General features: G+C 67.9%; 15 protein-coding genes. 9 read left to right on the forward strand and 6 right to left on the reverse strand.

The genetic code is table 11. The features are described from left to right. Window positions 1-17 precede the first annotated feature (17 nt). Complete coding sequence (bhcD, locus tag CLV77_RS02290) at window positions 18-983, forward strand: iminosuccinate reductase BhcD (RefSeq protein WP_076979438.1); 966 nt, start codon at window positions 18-20, stop codon at window positions 981-983. 82 nt (window positions 984-1,065) lie between these two features. Here the strand turns inward: bhcD and CLV77_RS02295 are convergent, their stop codons facing one another. Genes CLV77_RS02295 through CLV77_RS02310 form a run of 4 tightly spaced genes read right to left on the reverse strand, consistent with a single transcriptional unit; the run spans window position 1,066 to window position 4,980 of the window. Continuing rightward, the gene (locus CLV77_RS02295; RefSeq protein ID WP_076979437.1) at window positions 1,066-2,136 is read right to left on the reverse strand and encodes an aldose epimerase family protein; all 1,071 of its coding nucleotides are present in this window, start codon (window positions 2,134-2,136) and stop codon (window positions 1,066-1,068) included. After that, the gene (locus CLV77_RS02300) at window positions 2,133-3,017 is read right to left on the reverse strand and encodes an SMP-30/gluconolactonase/LRE family protein (protein ID WP_076979436.1); all 885 of its coding nucleotides are present in this window, start codon (window positions 3,015-3,017) and stop codon (window positions 2,133-2,135) included. The genes CLV77_RS02295 and CLV77_RS02300 overlap by 4 nt, the downstream gene beginning before the upstream one ends. Window positions 3,018-3,073: 56 nt before the next feature. Next, the gene (locus tag CLV77_RS02305; protein ID WP_083707721.1) at window positions 3,074-3,988 is read right to left on the reverse strand and encodes a 2-dehydro-3-deoxygalactonokinase; all 915 of its coding nucleotides are present in this window, start codon (window positions 3,986-3,988) and stop codon (window positions 3,074-3,076) included. Then, entirely contained in the window at window positions 3,985-4,980 is a 996-nt protein-coding gene (locus CLV77_RS02310) for a metal ABC transporter solute-binding protein, Zn/Mn family (RefSeq protein ID WP_157801993.1), read from the reverse strand. The genes CLV77_RS02305 and CLV77_RS02310 overlap by 4 nt, the downstream gene beginning before the upstream one ends. 147 nt (window positions 4,981-5,127) lie before the next feature. Here CLV77_RS02310 and CLV77_RS02315 point away from each other — a divergent pair, with 147 nt between their 5' ends. From CLV77_RS02315 to CLV77_RS02325, 3 genes are read left to right on the forward strand one after another with little or no spacing between them, the layout of a single operon-like run. Further along, window positions 5,128-5,721 (forward strand): Fur family transcriptional regulator, encoded by a 594-nt coding sequence (locus tag CLV77_RS02315; RefSeq protein ID WP_076979434.1) that lies wholly within the window; start codon window positions 5,128-5,130, stop codon window positions 5,719-5,721. Beyond that, a complete protein-coding gene (locus CLV77_RS02320) occupies window positions 5,721-6,584 on the forward strand; it encodes a metal ABC transporter ATP-binding protein (RefSeq protein ID WP_083707719.1) in 864 nt (287 codons plus the stop codon). The genes CLV77_RS02315 and CLV77_RS02320 overlap by 1 nt, the downstream gene beginning before the upstream one ends. Next, window positions 6,584-7,381 (forward strand): metal ABC transporter permease, encoded by a 798-nt coding sequence (locus tag CLV77_RS02325; RefSeq protein WP_076981030.1) that lies wholly within the window; start codon window positions 6,584-6,586, stop codon window positions 7,379-7,381. The genes CLV77_RS02320 and CLV77_RS02325 overlap by 1 nt, the downstream gene beginning before the upstream one ends. A gap of 67 nt (window positions 7,382-7,448) precedes the next feature. Here the strand turns inward: CLV77_RS02325 and CLV77_RS02330 are convergent, their stop codons facing one another. Then, window positions 7,449-8,831, reverse strand: a complete 1,383-nt coding sequence (locus tag CLV77_RS02330) for an aminotransferase family protein (RefSeq protein ID WP_076979433.1) — start codon at window positions 8,829-8,831, stop codon at window positions 7,449-7,451. 439 nt (window positions 8,832-9,270) lie between these two features. Between CLV77_RS02330 and CLV77_RS02335 the strand changes: the two genes are divergently transcribed. From CLV77_RS02335 to CLV77_RS02355, 5 genes are all read left to right on the forward strand, one after another. Further along, the gene (locus CLV77_RS02335) at window positions 9,271-10,284 is read left to right on the forward strand and encodes a taurine ABC transporter substrate-binding protein (RefSeq protein WP_076981029.1); all 1,014 of its coding nucleotides are present in this window, start codon (window positions 9,271-9,273) and stop codon (window positions 10,282-10,284) included. 107 nt (window positions 10,285-10,391) lie between these two features. Beyond that, window positions 10,392-11,198: an ABC transporter ATP-binding protein gene (locus CLV77_RS02340; protein ID WP_076979432.1), complete on the forward strand. Its 807-nt coding sequence runs from the start codon at window positions 10,392-10,394 to the stop codon at window positions 11,196-11,198. Next, entirely contained in the window at window positions 11,195-12,463 is a 1,269-nt protein-coding gene (locus tag CLV77_RS02345; RefSeq protein ID WP_076979431.1) for an ABC transporter permease, read from the forward strand. Before CLV77_RS02340 ends, CLV77_RS02345 begins: the two co-directional genes overlap by 4 nt. 294 nt (window positions 12,464-12,757) lie before the next feature. Next, window positions 12,758-15,697 carry an isoleucine--tRNA ligase gene (gene ileS, locus CLV77_RS02350; protein WP_076979430.1) on the forward strand — a complete coding sequence of 980 codons (2,940 nt, stop codon included), beginning with the start codon at window positions 12,758-12,760 and terminating at the stop codon, window positions 15,695-15,697. A gap of 130 nt (window positions 15,698-15,827) precedes the next feature. Continuing rightward, window positions 15,828-16,664, forward strand: a complete 837-nt coding sequence (locus CLV77_RS02355) for a DMT family transporter (protein ID WP_076979429.1) — start codon at window positions 15,828-15,830, stop codon at window positions 16,662-16,664. Window positions 16,665-16,724: 60 nt separating this feature from the next. Here CLV77_RS02355 and CLV77_RS02360 read toward each other — a convergent pair whose 3' ends face one another. Continuing rightward, on the reverse strand, window positions 16,725-17,444 hold the full coding sequence (locus tag CLV77_RS02360) for a CDP-alcohol phosphatidyltransferase family protein (RefSeq protein WP_076979428.1): 720 nt from the start codon (window positions 17,442-17,444) through the stop codon (window positions 16,725-16,727). Between the last annotated feature and the right edge of the window lie 14 nt (window positions 17,445-17,458).

The following is a 17,458-nucleotide window of genomic DNA, read 5'->3' on the forward strand; positions in this document are numbered from 1 at the left end:
AAAGGAATTTTTCGCTGATGTATGTCGTTCCCGAATCCGCGATCGCGGACCTGATCTCGCCGCAGGACTCGTTCGAGGCCGTCGAATCCGTCTTTGCCGCGATGGCCCGCAAGGACGCCTATAACTTCCCTGTCATCCGCGAGGCCATCGGCCACGCCGACGCGCTTTACGGCTTCAAGTCGGGCTTTGACCGCGCGGGTCTGGTGCTGGGCCTCAAGGCCGGCGGCTACTGGCCCGGCAATGCCGACAAGGGGCTGACCAACCACCAGTCCTCGGTCTTCCTGTTCGATCCCGACACCGGCCGCCCGACGGCGATGGTGGGGGGCAACCTGCTGACCGCCCTGCGCACCGCTGCGGCCTCGGCCGTGTCGATCCGTTATCTGGCGCCGAAGGGTGCCAAGGTGCTGGGCATGATCGGTGCCGGTCACCAGTCGGCCTTCCAGATGCGCGCCGCCGCCAAGCAGCGCGACTTTGAAAAGGTCATCGGCTGGAACTTCCACCCCGAGATGCTGAGCCGTCTGGAAGAGACCGCGGCCGAGCTGGGCCTGCCCTACGAGTCGGTCGATCTGGACCGCATGGGGGCCGAGGCCGACGTGATCGTCTCGATCACCTCCAGCTTCGATCCGATCCTGAAGGACGCCCAGGTCAAGGGCGGCACGCACCTGGCCTGCATGGGCACCGACACCAAGGGCAAGCAGGAAGTCGAGGCCGCCCTTCTGGCCCGCGCCCGCGTCTTCACCGACGAGATCGCCCAGTCGATCACCATCGGCGAGGCCCAGCACGCCGTCGCCGACGGCAGCCTTGCGGAATCCGACATCACCGAGATTGGCGCCGTCATCGCCGGCATGGATCCCGGTCGCCGCAGCGATGACGAGATCACGCTGTTCGACGGCACCGGCGTCGGACTCCAGGATCTGGCCGTGGCCGCCAAGGCGGTCGAACTGGCCCGCGAGCGTGGCATCGGTCAGGAGATCGAGGTCTGATCGCAGGCGCCCGGTCTGATCGCGGCCCCTGACACCAATCGAAAGACCCGCCCCGCGCGCACGCCGGGCGGGTCTTTTGCTGTCAGCCCCTGGCTTTGGGCCGTTCGAAGGACCAGCGTGTCCTGCGGCGCCAGCTCTGGCCGGGGTCCAGCATGATCGTGGGAAACTCGGGCCGGTTGGGCGCGTCGGGATAGCCCTGCGCCTCCAACGCCAGCGCCTCATAGGTAGCGATAGGCCGCCCGTTCAGCCCCGCCATCCCGGCGCTGTCCACCGTGCCGCCGTCATAGACCTGAAGCGCCGGCGCGTCGGTCTCAAGCCACATCCGTGTGCCGTTCGGTCCTTCGAGCATTGCCGCCAGACGCATGCCGTCCACGACCTGCCCAGCCGGTTCATCAAGGACCAGACAATGATCGTGCCGGTTGTCGGGGCCGGGCGACAGCACCCGCATTCCGCGGTAGTCGAGTGGCCCGCCCGCGACCGGCAGCAGCCGACCCGTCGGCAGGATCTGCGCGTCGGTCTCAAGCATCCGGCTGGCCGCCAGTTGCACCCTGTGTCCCGCCAGCGACCCGCCACCGTTCAGGTTCCAATAGGCATGATGCGCGATGTTGATCGGTGTGCGCCGGTCGGTGGTGACGCTGACGGTGCAAAGCAGGGCACCCGGCGTGGCGTGGTAGGTGGCGTCGATCACGCGGTCGCCGGGCAGGCCGCAGGCACCGTGGGTCAGTGTCAGCCGCAGGACGGCGCGGTCGGGGGCAAGGTCCGCGACCTGCCAGATACGCGCCTGGATCCCCTCGGGGCCGCTGTGCTGGCTCCAGCCGCCGCCCGGCACGCAGGGCATCTGCCAGCTCTCCCCGTCGATCTGGACCCGCCCTCCGCGCACCCGGTTTACGACCGGCCCCGTCAGCGATCCGAAGGACGATAGCGGCCCGTCCTGGGCGGCCAGGTCCGCGCCGCCGGGGCTGAGGGAGTGCGGGTCATCGTCCAGCCACAGCCCGTGCAACGTGGCCCCCAGCGTCAGGATGCCAAGGCTGATGCGGCCCGCCGCGCAGGGGTCGCTGCCGATGGTCAGGCGCTCGACCATCGTGCCGTCGCGGCGGGTGCCGAAAGGGGCGCGCTGGCCGCGCGGCGCGTCGCGCAAGCGGGGCGGCGTCATGCGATGACCCGATGCTCCTGCTGGCCCCGGGCCGCCACCTCGACCCGGTAGGTGCGCCCGGCCTCGGGGATGGCGGCGGGGCGCTGCCCCTCGAAACCCTGGATCGCGGTGGTGATGAACAGCGTCCGCATGTCCTTGCCGCCGAAGGCCGGGCAGGAGACGCGGGGCGCCGGCAGATCCACCACCTCGATCAGACGGCCTTGCGGATTGTGGCAGGCAACGCGCGATGCGCCCCATTGGGCCAGCCACATGTTGCCCCGTGCATCGATCACCGCCCCGTCCGGGTTCAGGCAATCCTCATTGAGGTTCAGCCAGACACGCGGCAGCCCGTCGGGCCAGCCGTCCTGGGGATCGAGGGGCTGGCGCATGATCTGCCGGGTAGTCGTATCGGTGTAATAGGCAAAGCTGCGGTCGGGCGAGAAACAGATCGCGTTCGAGATGGTCAGCCCCGGAACCAGCCGCCGCAACTCCCCTCGATAGTAACGCCAGATCGAACCCGCCTCGGGCTCGGCCGACTTGCCCATCGTGCCGATCCAGAAGCCGCCCCAGGGATCGGCCCGCCCGTCGTTGGACCGGGTGCGCGGGTTGTCGGCCTCGAGCGGGGTCAGCCGATGGCGGGTGCCATCGGTCACGTCAAAACTGAAAAGCGCGGTTTCCGAGGCGATCAAAAGCCGGTCCCGGTCGATCCAGCCGGCGGCCGAGACATGCTCGGCGAACTGCCAGACCTGGGTCTCCGAGCCGCTGCGCGTCAACAACCGGCGGCCAAGGATGTCGAACCAGAAAAGCTGTTGGCGTTCGGGGTGCCAGAACGGCCCCTCGCCCAACCGGCAGGGGGTTGAATCGAAAACCTCGACGGTCCTGTCCCGTGTCCGCGAACCCATGCGGCCCCCCCCCGTTCACTCGCACCCTGGCCCGCGCCGGGCCCCTGGAGCCGGGATCAGAGGGACGCGCGCGCGGCCGCCAGACCCAGGGCGGCGGCCTGTTGCGCGGACATCGACCCGGCCTCAGCACCCTGAGCGTCCAGCGCGCGCTTGTAAACCTCTGCCAGCGGCGCGTCAGCCAGCAGCAGCACCCGCTGTCCCAGCCAGTAGGGGCGGGCGGCGGTCAACTCGGCCCCGATCAGGGCACCGGCGATGGTGGCCCGACGGCTGTCGGGCTGATCGTCCTGCGGCGGGATGGTCCCCTTCAGGGTCGCCCGGTGCAGGGCGGCGGCCAGTCGTTCGGGACGGCTTCGGGTCTCGGCAAGGGCGGTGTCGAATGCCTGAGCCGCACCCTCTGTCGTAAGCAGGGCGTGGTCTTTATTGGCCAAGGGGTCAGGGGGCGCCAGCCGGTCCAGCAGGGCGCCCGCCAAGAACCCCTGGAAGGATACGATCTCGCCTGCGCTCACATGCACCCAGAAGCTGCGCGCGCCCACGACGCAGATCACGCCGTCGAACTCGGGCTCCATCACCAGCGCCCCCGCCACGCGGATCGCGGCCGCGCCCATCAGGTCCGGCGGGCTGGCCTGTCCGATGGGCGGCAGCGCCACCAGGCGCGGCCCTGCATATCCCCGGGGTGCCACCGCCGTGGCCTCCCCTTCGGCAAGGGGCGTGCAGGGGACGGGGCGGGCGGGCAGGGCTGTACCCCCGGTCCAACCTGCAAGCAGCAGGACCTCGGCCCGGGGATCAAGCTGGGCCGCCATCGCCGCAAGCTGATCGGCGGGGCTTTCACCGGCCTGCGCGCTTAGGCAGGTAAGGGCGCGGCCTGCGGGGTCGAACCCGTGCATCTCGATCCGCCCATCCTCGATCAGGGCGCCCAGCCAGGGGGTGGCGCCGTTACCGCCCGCCGCACCGTTCATCGCGCCCGCCGTCATTTCGCACCCTCGTCCGGGGCCGCGCCCGCATCGCAGCGTGCAATGCTCTCGGCCAGTTCGACCAGCAGGCGCGGATAAAGGTCCGGCGTCTGCTCCCCGAACCCGCCCGAGGCGTCGAGCGTGCCGATGCGGATGCCGGTCCCCTCCCCGACGTTGCGCAGCAGGGCATCGGATTGGTGGGGCTCGTGGAAGGCGCAGCGGGCGCCGGTGTCGACCAGAAGGCGGCGCAGTTCGACCAACCGCCGGGCCGAGCTGGGCATGCCCTCGGCCTCGGCGATAGCGCCGACGATCTCCAGCTTGAATCGCTCGGCAAAGGGGGCGTAGGCGTCGTGCAGCACGATGACGGGCCGGTCGCGCAGGGGGGCGACCAGGGCCTCCACCTGTGTCTCTGCCTCGCCGATCCGCTGGGCCAGGGCGGCGGCATTGGCGCGGTATGTGGCCGCGTTCTCGGGATCCATCGCCGCCAGCCGCTCGGCGATCGGATCGACCCAGGCGAGGGCCCGGCGCGGGTCGAGCCAGGCGTGAAGCGCGTCGTCGTCGTGATGCGCCTCATCACCGGCGTCGGCGTCATGGGCATCCTCGGGTTCATCCTCTGCGTGCTCCCCGGCGGCATCGGGGCCGGGGATCTCCAGCAGGGCAAGCGCGGCCTCCTCCATCTCCAGCCGATGCAGCATCTCGGCCACCGGCGGCAACAGCTCGGCCCCGGTCCAGACCACCAGCTCGGCGTCGGTCAGAAGCCGCACCTGCGAGGGGCGCAGTTGCAGGTCGTGGGGATCAGTGCCCGGCTCCACCAGCAGACGCGGCGTGCCGACCCCGTCCATGATCTGGGCGGTCAGGGACCATGGCACGGGCAGGTCCGCAACCACCTGCGGCGGCGCCGCCTGCGCGGCGGGCGCGGACAGGCCGACCGCCAGGGCGCAGAGAATCGCGCCCAGCCCCGCGATCCGACCGGGCAGGAAACGTTTCGGCGATAGGGATGAGAGAGGGGACATGCGATTACCCGGCTTGTGTTGCGTTGCGCCGTAACATACGTATGAATGTGATAATATCACAAGCAGGAAACCGGCCTGATTTATCGCACGTCGCTTTCCGGGGCCGCAGGGTGGCGCGACCGCCGCCGCAGGACAGGGGTTCAGACCATGGCCGACGATCCTTCTTCCAAGAGGCATGCCGAAGGGGCGCCCGAACAAGCGCCCGATCAGGCAATCGCCTTTACCGCCCATGATCATCGCCAGTGCCAGGCCCGCATCCTGGCCCGGGCCGAGGCCCATTGCGCAAGCGGCGGCCTGCGGCTGACCCCGGTGCGGCGCCAGACTCTCGAGATCCTGCTTGAGGCCCATCGCGCCATGGGCGCCTACGAGGTGCTGGAGCGGCTGGCCGATCACGGCTTCGGCTCCCAGCCGCCCGTTGCCTACCGGGCGCTGGATTTTCTGGTCGAGGCTGGTTGCGCCCACCGGGTGCGCCGCGTGAACGGCTATACCGCCTGCATGCACCCCGGGGAGAGGCACGACCCCGTGCTGCTGATCTGCGAAGGCTGTGGAATGGTGGCCGAAAGCCCCTCGGGCGGGGCGCGCCGCGCGGTGGGACAGGCCGCCGTGCCGCTGGAGTTTCAGCTTGAAGGGGTGAATATCGAAGGGGTCGGCATGTGCCCGGCCTGCCTGGCCGACGACGGCGAGGGCATCGGCGACGGCAAGGGCGCGCCCCGCTCCAAAGATGCCGGGGGGGGCCGGTGATGGCCGCCGACGGGGCGCTGGCAAAGCCCGGGCAAGGGACCGCGCCACTGATCGAGGCCCATGGCCTTGCCGCCGGCTATCCCGGGGGCGCAGGGATCCACGACGTCGATTTCCGCATCACCGCGGGTGAGATCGTCACCGTGATCGGGCCCAACGGCTCGGGCAAGTCGACCCTTATCAAGGCGCTGATCGGGGTGCTGCGGCCGGGTGCGGGCACCATCCGCCGGAGCCCGGGCCTGCGCATCGGCTACGTGCCCCAGACCCTGGAAATCGGTCCCGCCCTGCCCATGACGGTCGAGAGGTTCCTGTCGCTGCCGCGCGGCCCCGGCCGGGCCGAGCGCGCCGCCGCCCTGGCCCGCGTCGGCGCCGAGGGGCTGGAGGGGCGGCAGATGTCGCGCCTGTCGGGTGGGCAGTTTCAGCGTGTGCTGCTGGCCCGTGCCATCCTGAGCCGGCCCCAGATGCTGATCCTGGATGAACCTACCAAGGGGCTGGACCAGCCCGGGATCGCCGCCTTCTACCGCCTGCTCGAGCAGGTCCGCGCCGAAACCGGCTGCGCCGTGCTGCTGGTCAGCCATGATCTGCACGTGGTGATGGGGGCCTCGGACCGGGTGATCTGCATGAACGGACACGTCTGCTGCGAGGGGGCGCCCGATGCGGTCGCGGACGCGCCGGCCTATCGCGCGCTTTTCGGCGACGCTGCCGCGGGGGCGCTGGCCCTTTACCGGCACGAGCATGACCACAGCCACCACCACGACCACGACCACGATCATGGACATGACCATGACCACCACGGCGACGGGCCGGCCCATGACTGCGGCCAAAATCATGGTCCCGCGCGACCGGTTGGGGGACCATCGGAATGATGCTTTACGATTTCCTTCTGCGCGCCGCCCTCGCCGGAGTCGGCGTGGCGCTGGCGGCCGGGCCGCTGGGGTGCTTTGTCCTGTGGCGGCGGCTGGCCTATTTCGGGGACGCGACCGCCCATGCCTCGATCTTGGGCGTCGCCCTGGCGCTGGCCATGTCGCTGCCGATCGCGCTGGGCAGCCTTGTTGCCGCGCTGACGCTGGGCCTGGGGGTGGTGCTGTTGGGCCGGGGGGAGCAGAACAGCGACACCAGCCTGGGCGTCATCAGCTATTCGGCGCTGGCGCTGGGGCTCGTGACCGCCTCGCTTGCGGGGGGCAACCGGATCGACCTGTCGGCCTATCTCTTCGGGGATATCCTGGCCGTGGGGCAGGGGGATCTGGTGACGATCCTGCTGGGGGCGGTGGCGGTGCTGGCCCTTCTGGCCTGGCGGTGGGAGGGGCTGCTTCTGTCCACGCTCAACCCCGACCTGGCGGCGGCCTCGGGCATCAGCCCGCGCCGCGAGTCGCTGATCCTGACGCTGGCGCTGGCGCTGGTGGTGGCGGTCGCGATCAAAGTGGTCGGGGCGCTTTTGATCGGGGCGATGCTGATCCTGCCCGCCGCCGCGGCCCGCAGCTTTGCCCGCACGCCCGAGGCGATGGCCGCCATCGCCGCCGCCATCGGCGCGCTGTCGGCGGTGGCGGGGCTGGCGGCCTCGTTCTGGCTGGACACGCCGGCGGGCCCGTCGATCGTCACCGCTTCGACGGTAATCTACGTGATCTCGCGCCTGGCGCCCAAGGGGGGCACCGCCCGGGGCTGAGAACGAGGAAAGGCGCCGCGTGGTCGCGCGGCGCCTTTCTTTTCCGGTCGGGGACGGCGGGTTCGGCTCAGCCGAAGATCTTGCCCAGGGCCTGGTCGACCGTGTCGGTCAAATGGTCGATGTCGTCGGGCTTGGCGATCAGCGCGGGGCTGAAGCAGAGCGTGTTGTTGAACCCGGGGACCGAGCGGTTGGTGGCCCCGATGATGACGCCCCGCGCCATGCAATCGGCAACGACGGCCTGGACCTTGCGCTCGTCGGCGGGCTCCCGCGTGTCGCGGTCGGCGACCAGCTCGGCGCCGCAGAAAAGCCCCTTGCCGCGCACGTCGCCCACGACCTTGTGCCGCTCCTTCAGCTCGGCCAGGTTGCCCATCAGCCGCGCGCCCATGGCGGTGCAGTTCTCCAGCAGGCCCTCGTCCTCGATGATGCGCATGTTCTCGATCGCGGCCGCCGGTCCGGCGGTGCAGCCCCCGAAGGTCGAGATGTCGCGGAAGTAGTTCAGCGGGTCGTCGGGATTGTCCTTGAACGCGTCGAACAGCTCTTCGGTGGTGGCCAGGCAGGCGATGGCGGCATAGCCCGAGGCGACCCCCTTGGCCATCGAGACCATGTCGGGTTTGACGCCGTAATGCTGATAGCCGAACCAAGTGCCCGTGCGGCCGATGCCGCAGACGACCTCGTCGATATGCAGCAGGATCTCGTACTTGCGGCAAAGCTCCTGCACGCCTTCCCAGTAGCCTTCGGGCGGGGTGATGACACCGCCGCCTGCGGTCACCGGCTCAAGGCAGATGGCGCCGATGGTGTCGGGACCCTCGCGCAGGATGACCTCCTCTATGGCGGCGACGGAGCGTGCGCCATAGTCGGAAACCTCGCCATACTGGCTGCGGTATTCCAGGCAATGGGGCACGCGGACGAAGCCGGGCGCGAAGGGGCCGTAATGGGCGTTACGCTCATCCTGACCGCCGGCCGACAGGGTGCCGATGGTGGTGCCGTGGTAATCCCGCTCGCGGTAGAGGATCTTGGATTTCTTCCCGCCGTGGCGCTGGTGGCTGAGTTGGCGGACCATCTTGAAGGCCTTCTCGTTGGCCTCCGAACCCGAGTTGCAATAGTAAAGGCGGCTCATCCCCGGCATCTTGGCCAGCAGCCGCTCGGAGAAGCGTGCGCCGGGGATCGAACCCGCCGACCCCGCGAAATAGTTCATCTTCACCAGCTGGTCGCGCACCGCGTCGGCGATGGATTCGCGCCCATAGCCCACGTTGACCGTCCAGACCCCGCCCGAGACGCAATCCAGGTGCTCCTTGCCCTTCTGGTCCCAGACCCGCATGCCGCGCCCTTCGACGATGATGCGGGGATCCGAGGATTCGTAGGGTTTGTGCTGGGTCATGTGGTGCCACACGTTCGTGCGGTCAGCGGCAACGACATCCTCGAAATCGTTCGACAGGAAGCTGGCGTCCATGAAAAAGGCTCCGATCGGTAAGGCCACGGCGGCCGTTGGGAATTGACGGGCAGATAAGACGTGCCGGTCGCCCCGGATGCAACCGGGGACGGGGCGGCCTGCGCCGACAATATACGCGCGTGTTCTCAACGATACCAAATGTTTTCCGACCCTGGGTCGGCGGCATCGGGGTCCGGGATACGCGTCAATTAACTCGCCCATAAGTTGTGATCTTCAAAAGGTTTTCGGATGTGCCGCCCCGGGTGGCGGACGCGGCCCGCGACCTGCCGGGGTATCGGGCAGTCCACACCCGTCGACCCTGCGAAACAGAAATGGGGTATGCGACAGGGGATTTTTGTGCATGGCTCGGGACAGTGAACAGGTATCGGACCGCGGCAAACCGTGGCCGGATTTTTTCATTGCTGGCGGCAACGACCGCCCCAACACGGGAGAGACCAACATGCCCCAACTCAAGAACTGGATCGCTGCTGCCGCGGCAATCGCCGCCCTCGGCACGATCGCCGCGCCCCGCGCCGCGCTGGCCGAGGCCCATGGCGAAATCACCGTCGCCTATTTCCTGGAATGGCCCATGCCCTTCGAATACGCCAAGGCGATGGGCACCTATGACGAGGAGATGGGCGTCAAGGTCAACTGGCGCGCTTTCGACACCGGCACGGCGATGTCGGCGGCGATGGCCTCGGGTGACGTGCAACTGTCGGTCAGCCAGGGCGTGCCGCCCTTCGTGGTCGCGGCCTCCGCCGGGCAGGACATCCAGATCGTCGATGTGGCCGTCAGCTATTCCGACAACGACAATTGCGTCGTCGCCACCAACCTTGAGATCGACAAGAACTCGGCGGACGAGCTTGCCGGCAAGAAGGTCGCCGTGCCGCTGGGCACCGCCGCCCATTACGGCTTTCTCAAGCAGATGGACCACTTCGGCATCGACGTCTCGGGGCTTGAGGTCGTGGACATGGCCCCGGCCGAAGGGGCTGCGGCCCTTAGCCAGGGGTCGGTCGACATGGCTTGCGGATGGGGTGGCGCGCTGCGCCGCATGAAAGAGCATGGCAACGTGCTGCTGACCGGCGCCGAGAAGGAAGAGCTGGGCATCCTGGTCTTTGACGTGACCACCGCGCCCGCCGCCTTCGTCGCCGAGAACCCCGACATGGTCGCCAAGTTCCTGAAGGTGACGGCCGACGCCAACGCCATGTGGAACTCGGGCGAGCACAAGGCCGAGATGCTGCCCGTGATCGCCAAGGACGCCGGCATGGACGAGGCGGCGGCCGAATCCACCCTGTCTACCTTCGTCTTCCCCTCGGTCGAGGAGCAGCTCAGCGCGAAATGGCTGGGCGGAGGCTCGCAGGAGTTCATGGTCGGGGTGGCCAAGGTCTTCAAGGACTCGGGCAACATCGATCAGGCCCGCGACAGCTATGAAGATGCGGTGAACATCGGGCCGCTCAAGTCCATCGGCATGTAAACGCCCGCAAGCCCAGTCTTGCCAGACAGGCACCGCGGCCGCACCCTATCGGTGCGGCCGCAATTGCCAGATCCGCCGAACGGATCACCACCGGGACAGGAGGGGACATGTCCGGATTATCCATCGAAAACATCTCGATGCGCTTCGATCTGCCCAACGGCACCTCGGTGCAGGCGTTGCAGAACGTCTCGCTTGATATCAGGCAGGGCGAATTGCTGAGCGTTCTTGGCCCCTCGGGCTGTGGCAAGACGACCCTGCTGAACATCGTCGCGGGCTTTCTGGCCCCCACCGAGGGCCGCGTCGTGCTGGGCGGCAAGCCCGTCGTCGGGCCGGGTCCCGAACGCGGCATGGTCTTTCAGCAGGGCGCGCTGTTCGAATGGATGAGCGTGCGCGAGAACGTGGCCTTCGGCCCCAACATGAAGGGCATGCCCAAGGCCGAAAGCGCCGGCATCGTCGATCATCTGCTGGACGTGGTCGGCCTGCGCGATTTCAAGGACAAGGCGGTCTACGAGCTGTCGGGCGGCATGCAGCAGCGCGTGGCGCTGGCCCGCTGTCTGGCCAACGACCCCGAGGTGATCCTGATGGACGAACCTCTTGGCGCCCTTGATGCCCTGACCCGCGAGAAGATGCAGGGGCTGGTGCTGAAGCTCTGGAAAGAGACCGGCAAGACTATCATCCTGATCACCCACTCGGTCGAAGAGGCGCTTTTGCTGGGCGAACGCCTGCTGGTCATGGCGCCCCGGCCCGGACGCATCCACAAGGAATACCGCCTGCCCTTCGCCGACATGGGCGTCGATGCCGACCTGCGCGACGTAAAGAAGACCGAAGGCTACGCCGAGACCCGCGAAGAGATCCTGACCATGATCTGGAACATGGAAGAGGAAATCATGGGCCGCACGGAGGCCGCGTCATGACCATCGCCCTGATCTACGTCGCCATCTTCATCGCCGCTTTCGTCGCGGTCCGCGCCACGGGCCGCTTTGTCGAACGCCAGCGCGATTTCACCTCGCTCAAGACCGTGACCTTCGGGGACGAAAGCGCCGTGCGCCCGAACCGCATCGCCAGCATCATCTCGGTTCTGGCGATCTTCCTGATCTGGGGGGCGTTCACCGGCTCGAAGATCACGCCCATCCACGCGCCGGGTCCCTTTCTGGGCGAGACCAGCTTCACCTACACTGCGCAGGCGCCGGATCTGTCGACCGACGAAGGCGTCGTGCGGGTCAACGTCCACCGGGTCGGCGAGGATGCCGCCAAGCCCGAGGGCGCCGACGGCGGCGAGGGATTTGCCAAGGATGATGCGGCCTCCGTCGCGGCCTGGCGGTCGGGGCTGATCCGGGTGGATCGCAACGACGTCGGAGGCGACGCCGAGGGCTACAAGGTGATCGCCATTGACGGGCAACCCATCGCACCGGGCGAAACCGTCAAGCTTGCCGACGGCACGGTCACCATGACCCCCAAGGGCACGCTGAACTTCAGCCCCGATCCCGGCTGGCAGATGGAGAAGATCTGGCTGCCCGCCCCCGAGGATGTCTGGAACCGCCTGATCGAGATCGGCACCGACGGTTATCGCGGCTTCACCTTGTGGGAACACGTCGGCTGGTCGTTGATGCGGGTGGTCGCGGGCTTCGCGCTGGGCTCTGCCGTGGGGATCCCGCTGGGCTATGCGATGGGGCTGTCCAACTGGTTCCGGGGCTGGTTCGACCCCATCGTCGAGTTCATGCGCCCGGTGCCGCCGCTGGCGCTGATCCCGCTGGTCATCATCTGGTTCGGCATCGACGAGACCGGAAAGATCGTGCTGCTGTTCCTTGCTGCCTTGTGGATCATGACCATCGCGGCGCGGGCAGGGGTCTCGGGGGTGAACATCACCAAGATCCACGCGGCCTACTCGCTGGGGGCGTCGAAATGGCAGATCCTGCGCCATGTCATCATCCCCAACTCGCTGCCCGAGATCTTCACCGGCGCGCGGGTGGCGATGGGGGTCTGTTGGGGCACGGTCGTCGCGGCCGAGCTTGTCGCCGCCGAGAAGGGGGCCGGGCAGATGATCGTCGCGGCCTCGAAGTTCCAGCTGACCGATATCGTCATCATGGGGATCGTGTTGATCGGCATCGTCGGCTACGGCATCGACATCCTGATGCGGCTGGCCGAGAACTGGCTGGTGCCCTGGAAAGGGCGCTCCTGACGGGATAACGCGATGACGGGGGGGCGTCGGACCTGCATCACGCGGGCCCGCCTCCCCCGTCTTCTCCCCCGTCTTCCCCCCGCCGCCACACCCCGCAGGGCCATGCGCCGCACCCTCTGGACCAATCCCGGAGCGGGGCATATAACCCTGCGCATGAGACGTGCAATCGCGATCATTATCCGAATTACCACCCCGGCCCTCTGATCCGAGCGGCCGGTCACAGGCGCTTGGGTTCCACAGGTGCCGCCCTCATCCCCTTCATGCCGCCCAAAAGACATCCAAGGATCGCATCCCATGTGCGCCGACACGCCCGACACGCCCGAAGCCCCCGATTACAAGACCACCCTGAACCTTCCCCAGACCGAATTTCCCATGCGCGCGGGCCTGCCCAAGCGCGAACCCGGCTGGCTGGAGCGGTGGGCGCGGATCGGTGTCTACGAGCGGCTGCGCGACAAGGCGAAGGCCGAGACCCGTCAGCCCTTCACCCTGCATGACGGCCCTCCCTACGCCAACGGGCACCTGCACATCGGTCACGCGCTGAACAAGATCCTCAAGGACATGGTGATCCGCAGCCAGCAGATGTCGGGCCGGGACGCGCGTTACATCCCCGGCTGGGACTGCCACGGCCTGCCGATCGAATGGAAGATCGAAGAGAAGTATCGCCAGAAGGGTCTGGACAAGGACGCCGTGCCGATCGTCGATTTCCGTCAGGAATGCCGCAGCTTCGCCGAAGGCTGGGTCGACATCCAGCGCGACGAGTTCAAGCGCATCGGCATCACCGGCAACTGGGACAACCCCTACCTCACGATGGATTTCCACGCCGAGCGTGTCATCGCCGAGGAGTTCCAGAAATTCCTGATGAACGGCACCCTCTATCGTGGCTCCAAGCCCGTGATGTGGAGCCCGGTGGAAAAGACCGCCCTTGCCGAGGCCGAGGTCGAATACCACGACCACAAGAGCCACACGATCTGGGTGCCCTTCAAGATCCGCGAAGGCGCGCCCGCCGACATGGCCGACGCCCGCGTCGTGATCTGGACCACCACGCCCTGGACCATCCCCTCGAACAAGGCCGTCGCCTTCAACCCCAAGATCGCCTACGGCCTCTACCGGGTCGACGGGACCGAGGAGGAAAGCTGGACGGCGCAAGGCGACCTTTACCTGCTGGCCGACAAGCTGGCAGATGAGGTGCTGTCCCGCGCCCGCGTGACCGCCAGCACCCGCCTGCGCGATGTCAGCGCCGACGAGCTGTCGGGCCTCACCCTCATCCACCCCTTCAACGGGGTCGAGGGTGCCGAGGGCTTCTGGGATTATGACGTGCCGATGATCGACGGCGATCATGTCACCGACGATGCCGGAACCGGCTTCGTGCATACCGCCCCCAGCCACGGCGCAGACGATTTCGAATGTTTCGTCCGCCGCAACTGGCTGGACCGGATGACCTACAACGTGGGCGAGGAAAGCGAATTCCTGGACCATGTGCCGTTCTTCGCCGGGCTTCAGGTCTTTGACCGCAAGGGCAAGGAAGGCAAGGCCAACGCCGCCGTCATCGACAAGCTGGTGGCCGCCAGCGGGCTGATCGCGCGTGGCCGCGTCACCCACAGCTATCCCCATTCCTGGCGCTCCAAGGCGCCGGTGATCTTCCGCAACACGCCCCAATGGTTCGCCGCCATCGACCGCGCCGTCGGCGACGGCCAGGACGAGTATGGCACCACCATCCGCGAACGGGCGCTGACCTCGATCGACAAGCTGGTGACATGGACGCCCAAGACCGGGCGCAACCGGCTCTACTCGATGATCGAGGCGCGGCCCGACTGGGTCCTGTCGCGCCAGCGTGCCTGGGGCGTGCCCCTGACCTGCTTCGTCAAGAAGGACACCCAGCCCACCGATCCCGACTTTCTGCTGCGCGATCCCGTCGTCAACGCCCGCATCACCGAGGCCTTCGAGGCCGAGGGCGCCGACGCCTGGTACAAGGACGGCGCCAAGGCCCGCTTCCTCGGCGACGACCACGACCACGACGCCTACGAGCAGGTGTTCGACATCCTCGACGTGTGGTTCGACTCGGGCTCCACCCACGCCTTTGTTCTGCGCGACCGCGAGGACGGGTCCGAGGACGGTTTGGCCGATCTCTACCTCGAGGGCACGGACCAGCACCGCGGCTGGTTCCACTCGTCGATGCTGCAGGCCTGCGGCACCCGTGGCCGCGCCCCCTATCGCGGCGTGCTGACCCACGGCTTCACCCTCGACGGCAAGGGCAACAAGATGTCCAAGTCGCTGGGCAACACCATCGCCCCCGAGGCGGTAATCAAGCAATACGGCGCCGACATCCTGCGGCTTTGGGTGGCCCAGTCGGACTATACCGCCGACCTGCGCATCGGCGACGAGATCCTGAAGGGTGTCGCCGACAGCTACCGCCGCCTGCGCAACACCATGCGCTTCATGCTGGGCAGCCTGTCCGGCTTCTCCGAGGCCGATCGCATCGCCCCCGAGGACATGCCCGAGCTTGAACGCTGGGTGCTGCACCGTCTGGCGGAGCTCGACCACCGGGTGCGCACGGGCTACGCCGCCTATGACTTCCAGGGCGTGTTTCAGGCGCTGTTCAACTTCGCCACGGTGGATCTTTCGTCCTTCTACTTCGACATCCGCAAGGACGTGCTCTACTGCGACGGGGACACGGTGGAACGCCGCGCTGCGCGCAGCGTGCTCGACATCCTCTATCACCGGCTGACCACATGGCTGGCGCCGATCCTGGTCTTCACGATGGAGGAGGTCTGGCTGGAGCGGTTCCCCGGTGACGCAAGCTCCGTCCACCTTCAGGACATCCCCGCCACCCCCGGCGACTGGCGCGACGATCCGCTGGCCGCCAAATGGGCCGGCGTGCGGCGGGTGCGCCGGGTCGTGACCGCCGCCCTCGAGGAACAGCGCCGCGACAAGGTCATCGGCGCCTCGCTCGAAGCCGCGCCCGTGGTCCATGTCACCGATCCGGCGGTGCTGGCCCAGCTGCGCACGCTGCCCTTCGCCGACATCTGCATCACCTCGGCGGTGGAACTGACGGGCGATCCCATCCCCGACGAGGCCTTCCGCCTGCCCGAGATCGACGGCGTCGGCGTGGTCTTCGAACAGGCCGAGGGCGAAAAGTGCCAGCGTTGCTGGAAGATCCTGCCCGACGTGGGCCACCACGCCCACGCGCAGGTCTGCGGCCGCTGCGACGCGGCCCTCAAGGACGCGGGCGTCTGATCCGGCCGGGGCGGGCAGGGCGCGGGGCTATCCCCGCCGGCCCCACCCGTCCGCGCGCCCGGCACCCTGAATCGACCGGGGGCGGCAGCCCCGCCGCCCCCGGATTACCCGCCGCCCCGAAAGGCCGCCCATGACGCTGCTTGTCTTCTTCGCCGTCCTCGGGGCCGCGCTGCTGCACGCCTCGTGGAACGCCATCGTCAAGACCGGTGCCTCCAAGCAAAGCGCGATGCTGGTGCTGACCGTGGGGCATGCCCTGATCGGCGTGATCATCGCCGCTTTCAACCCTTGGCCCCAGCCCCATGTCTGGCCCTGGCTGCTGGCATCGGGGCTGATCCATACAACCTACCAACTGCTGTTGGCCGTGGCCTACGAGCAGGGCGACCTCAGCCGTGTCTACCCCCTGGCCCGGGGGGCCGCACCGCTTCTGGTGCTGGTGGCCGGCGCGGTCCTTCTGGCCGACACGATCGCCCCGGCCGAGGTTGCGGGTATCCTGGTGTTGGGGGCGGGCATCGTCCTGATGGCGCGCGGCGTCTTCCGCAACGGCGAGTCCCGGCGCATGGTGCCCTTCGCGCTGGGCTCGGCGCTGGCGACCGCGGCCTATTCCATGGTCGACGGCACCGGCGCGCGCATCTCGGGCAACGCGGTCTCCTACGTGGGATGGCTGCTGATCTTCTCGGCAGTGTTCTTCGTGCCGGTTCAGGTGGCGATCAAGGGCCCCTCGGTGCTGCGCATGGCGCCCTCGGCGCTGGGCTGGGGATTGCTGGCCTCGGCCATGTCCTATCTGGCCTACGCCATCGCGGTGTGGGCCATGACCCAGGCCCCCATCGCCCTGGTCACCGCTTTGCGCGAAACCTCGATCCTTTTCGCGGTGCTGATCGGCTGGATCGCCTTCGGCGAACGGATGGACCGGCAGAAGGCGATCGCCGCTGCGCTTATCCTGGCCGGGGTCGTCATAACCCGGCTCTGATCCTTCAGTGTCGCCGAAATATCCCTGCCGGAGGCTCCTGCGGGGCCACCCAAAACCCGCTCAGGCCTCCTCGGGCCCTTCGTCATCGCCGCCGCGCGCCGGGATGATCTGCTGGGCGATGCCCGCAAGGATCAAATAGGCGCTGGTAATCACCAGCCCCCAGCCGGCCCAGCTTGCCGGGTCGAAATCGACCCAGGCCGCCCAGCCTGCAAAGAAGGTCCAGGCCAGCGCCATCGGCAGGCTGAACCAGCGCCAGCGCCGGGTGCGCACCGGGTGGATGAACTTCAGCGGCGTGAACATCGCGCCCGTCAGCAGGGTGACGATGCCCAGGATGACCCAGAAATTCGGCTCGACCGCGAACAGCACCAGCACCACCATGTTCCAGCAGCCCGGAAAGCCGGCAAAGCTGTTGTCCTTGGTCTTCATCCGGTTGTCGGCGAAATACATCACGCTGGCAAAGGTGATCAGGATGATCGCGACCCAGCCGGTCCAGCCCGGCAACAGATCCGATTCGAACAGCGCGAAGGCCGGGATGAAGACATAGGTCAGATAATCGATGATCAGGTCCAGCAGCACGCCGTCGAACTCGGGCGCGTGGCGCTTGACGTCGAAGCGGCGGGCCAAGGGGCCGTCGATCCCGTCCACGAAGAAGGCCACCACCAGCCACAGGAACATCAGCGACCATTCCTCGCTGACCGCGGCCAGCATGGCAAGCATGGCAAAGACCGCGCCGGTGGCGGTGAAAAGATGGACCAGGATGGCGCGCATATGGGCTGTCATGGCCTGTTCATGCC

Source organism: Brevirhabdus pacifica (genome assembly GCF_002797755.1).
GTDB lineage: Bacteria > Pseudomonadota > Alphaproteobacteria > Rhodobacterales > Rhodobacteraceae > Brevirhabdus > Brevirhabdus pacifica.

Bases quoted from the DNA above. Each gene is read 5' to 3' on its own strand.
- CLV77_RS02295 (WP_076979437.1), bottom strand. From the start codon at position 2,136: ATGACGCCGCCCCGCTTGCGCGACGCGCCGCGCGGCCAGCGCGCCCCT.
- CLV77_RS02335 (WP_076981029.1), top strand. From the start codon at position 9,271: ATGCCCCAACTCAAGAACTGGATCGCTGCTGCCGCGGCAATCGCCGCC.
- bhcD (WP_076979438.1), top strand. From the start codon at position 18: ATGTATGTCGTTCCCGAATCCGCGATCGCGGACCTGATCTCGCCGCAG.
- CLV77_RS02340 (WP_076979432.1), top strand. From the start codon at position 10,392: ATGTCCGGATTATCCATCGAAAACATCTCGATGCGCTTCGATCTGCCC.
- CLV77_RS02310 (WP_157801993.1), bottom strand. From the start codon at position 4,980: ATGTCCCCTCTCTCATCCCTATCGCCGAAACGTTTCCTGCCCGGTCGG.
- CLV77_RS02355 (WP_076979429.1), top strand. From the start codon at position 15,828: ATGACGCTGCTTGTCTTCTTCGCCGTCCTCGGGGCCGCGCTGCTGCAC.
- CLV77_RS02320 (WP_083707719.1), top strand. From the start codon at position 5,721: ATGGCCGCCGACGGGGCGCTGGCAAAGCCCGGGCAAGGGACCGCGCCA.
- CLV77_RS02305 (WP_083707721.1), bottom strand. From the start codon at position 3,988: ATGACGGCGGGCGCGATGAACGGTGCGGCGGGCGGTAACGGCGCCACC.
- CLV77_RS02345 (WP_076979431.1), top strand. From the start codon at position 11,195: ATGACCATCGCCCTGATCTACGTCGCCATCTTCATCGCCGCTTTCGTC.
- CLV77_RS02360 (WP_076979428.1), bottom strand. From the start codon at position 17,444: ATGACAGCCCATATGCGCGCCATCCTGGTCCATCTTTTCACCGCCACC.
- CLV77_RS02315 (WP_076979434.1), top strand. From the start codon at position 5,128: ATGGCCGACGATCCTTCTTCCAAGAGGCATGCCGAAGGGGCGCCCGAA.
- CLV77_RS02330 (WP_076979433.1), bottom strand. From the start codon at position 8,831: ATGGACGCCAGCTTCCTGTCGAACGATTTCGAGGATGTCGTTGCCGCT.
- CLV77_RS02325 (WP_076981030.1), top strand. From the start codon at position 6,584: ATGCTTTACGATTTCCTTCTGCGCGCCGCCCTCGCCGGAGTCGGCGTG.
- CLV77_RS02300 (WP_076979436.1), bottom strand. From the start codon at position 3,017: ATGGGTTCGCGGACACGGGACAGGACCGTCGAGGTTTTCGATTCAACC.
- ileS (WP_076979430.1), top strand. From the start codon at position 12,758: ATGTGCGCCGACACGCCCGACACGCCCGAAGCCCCCGATTACAAGACC.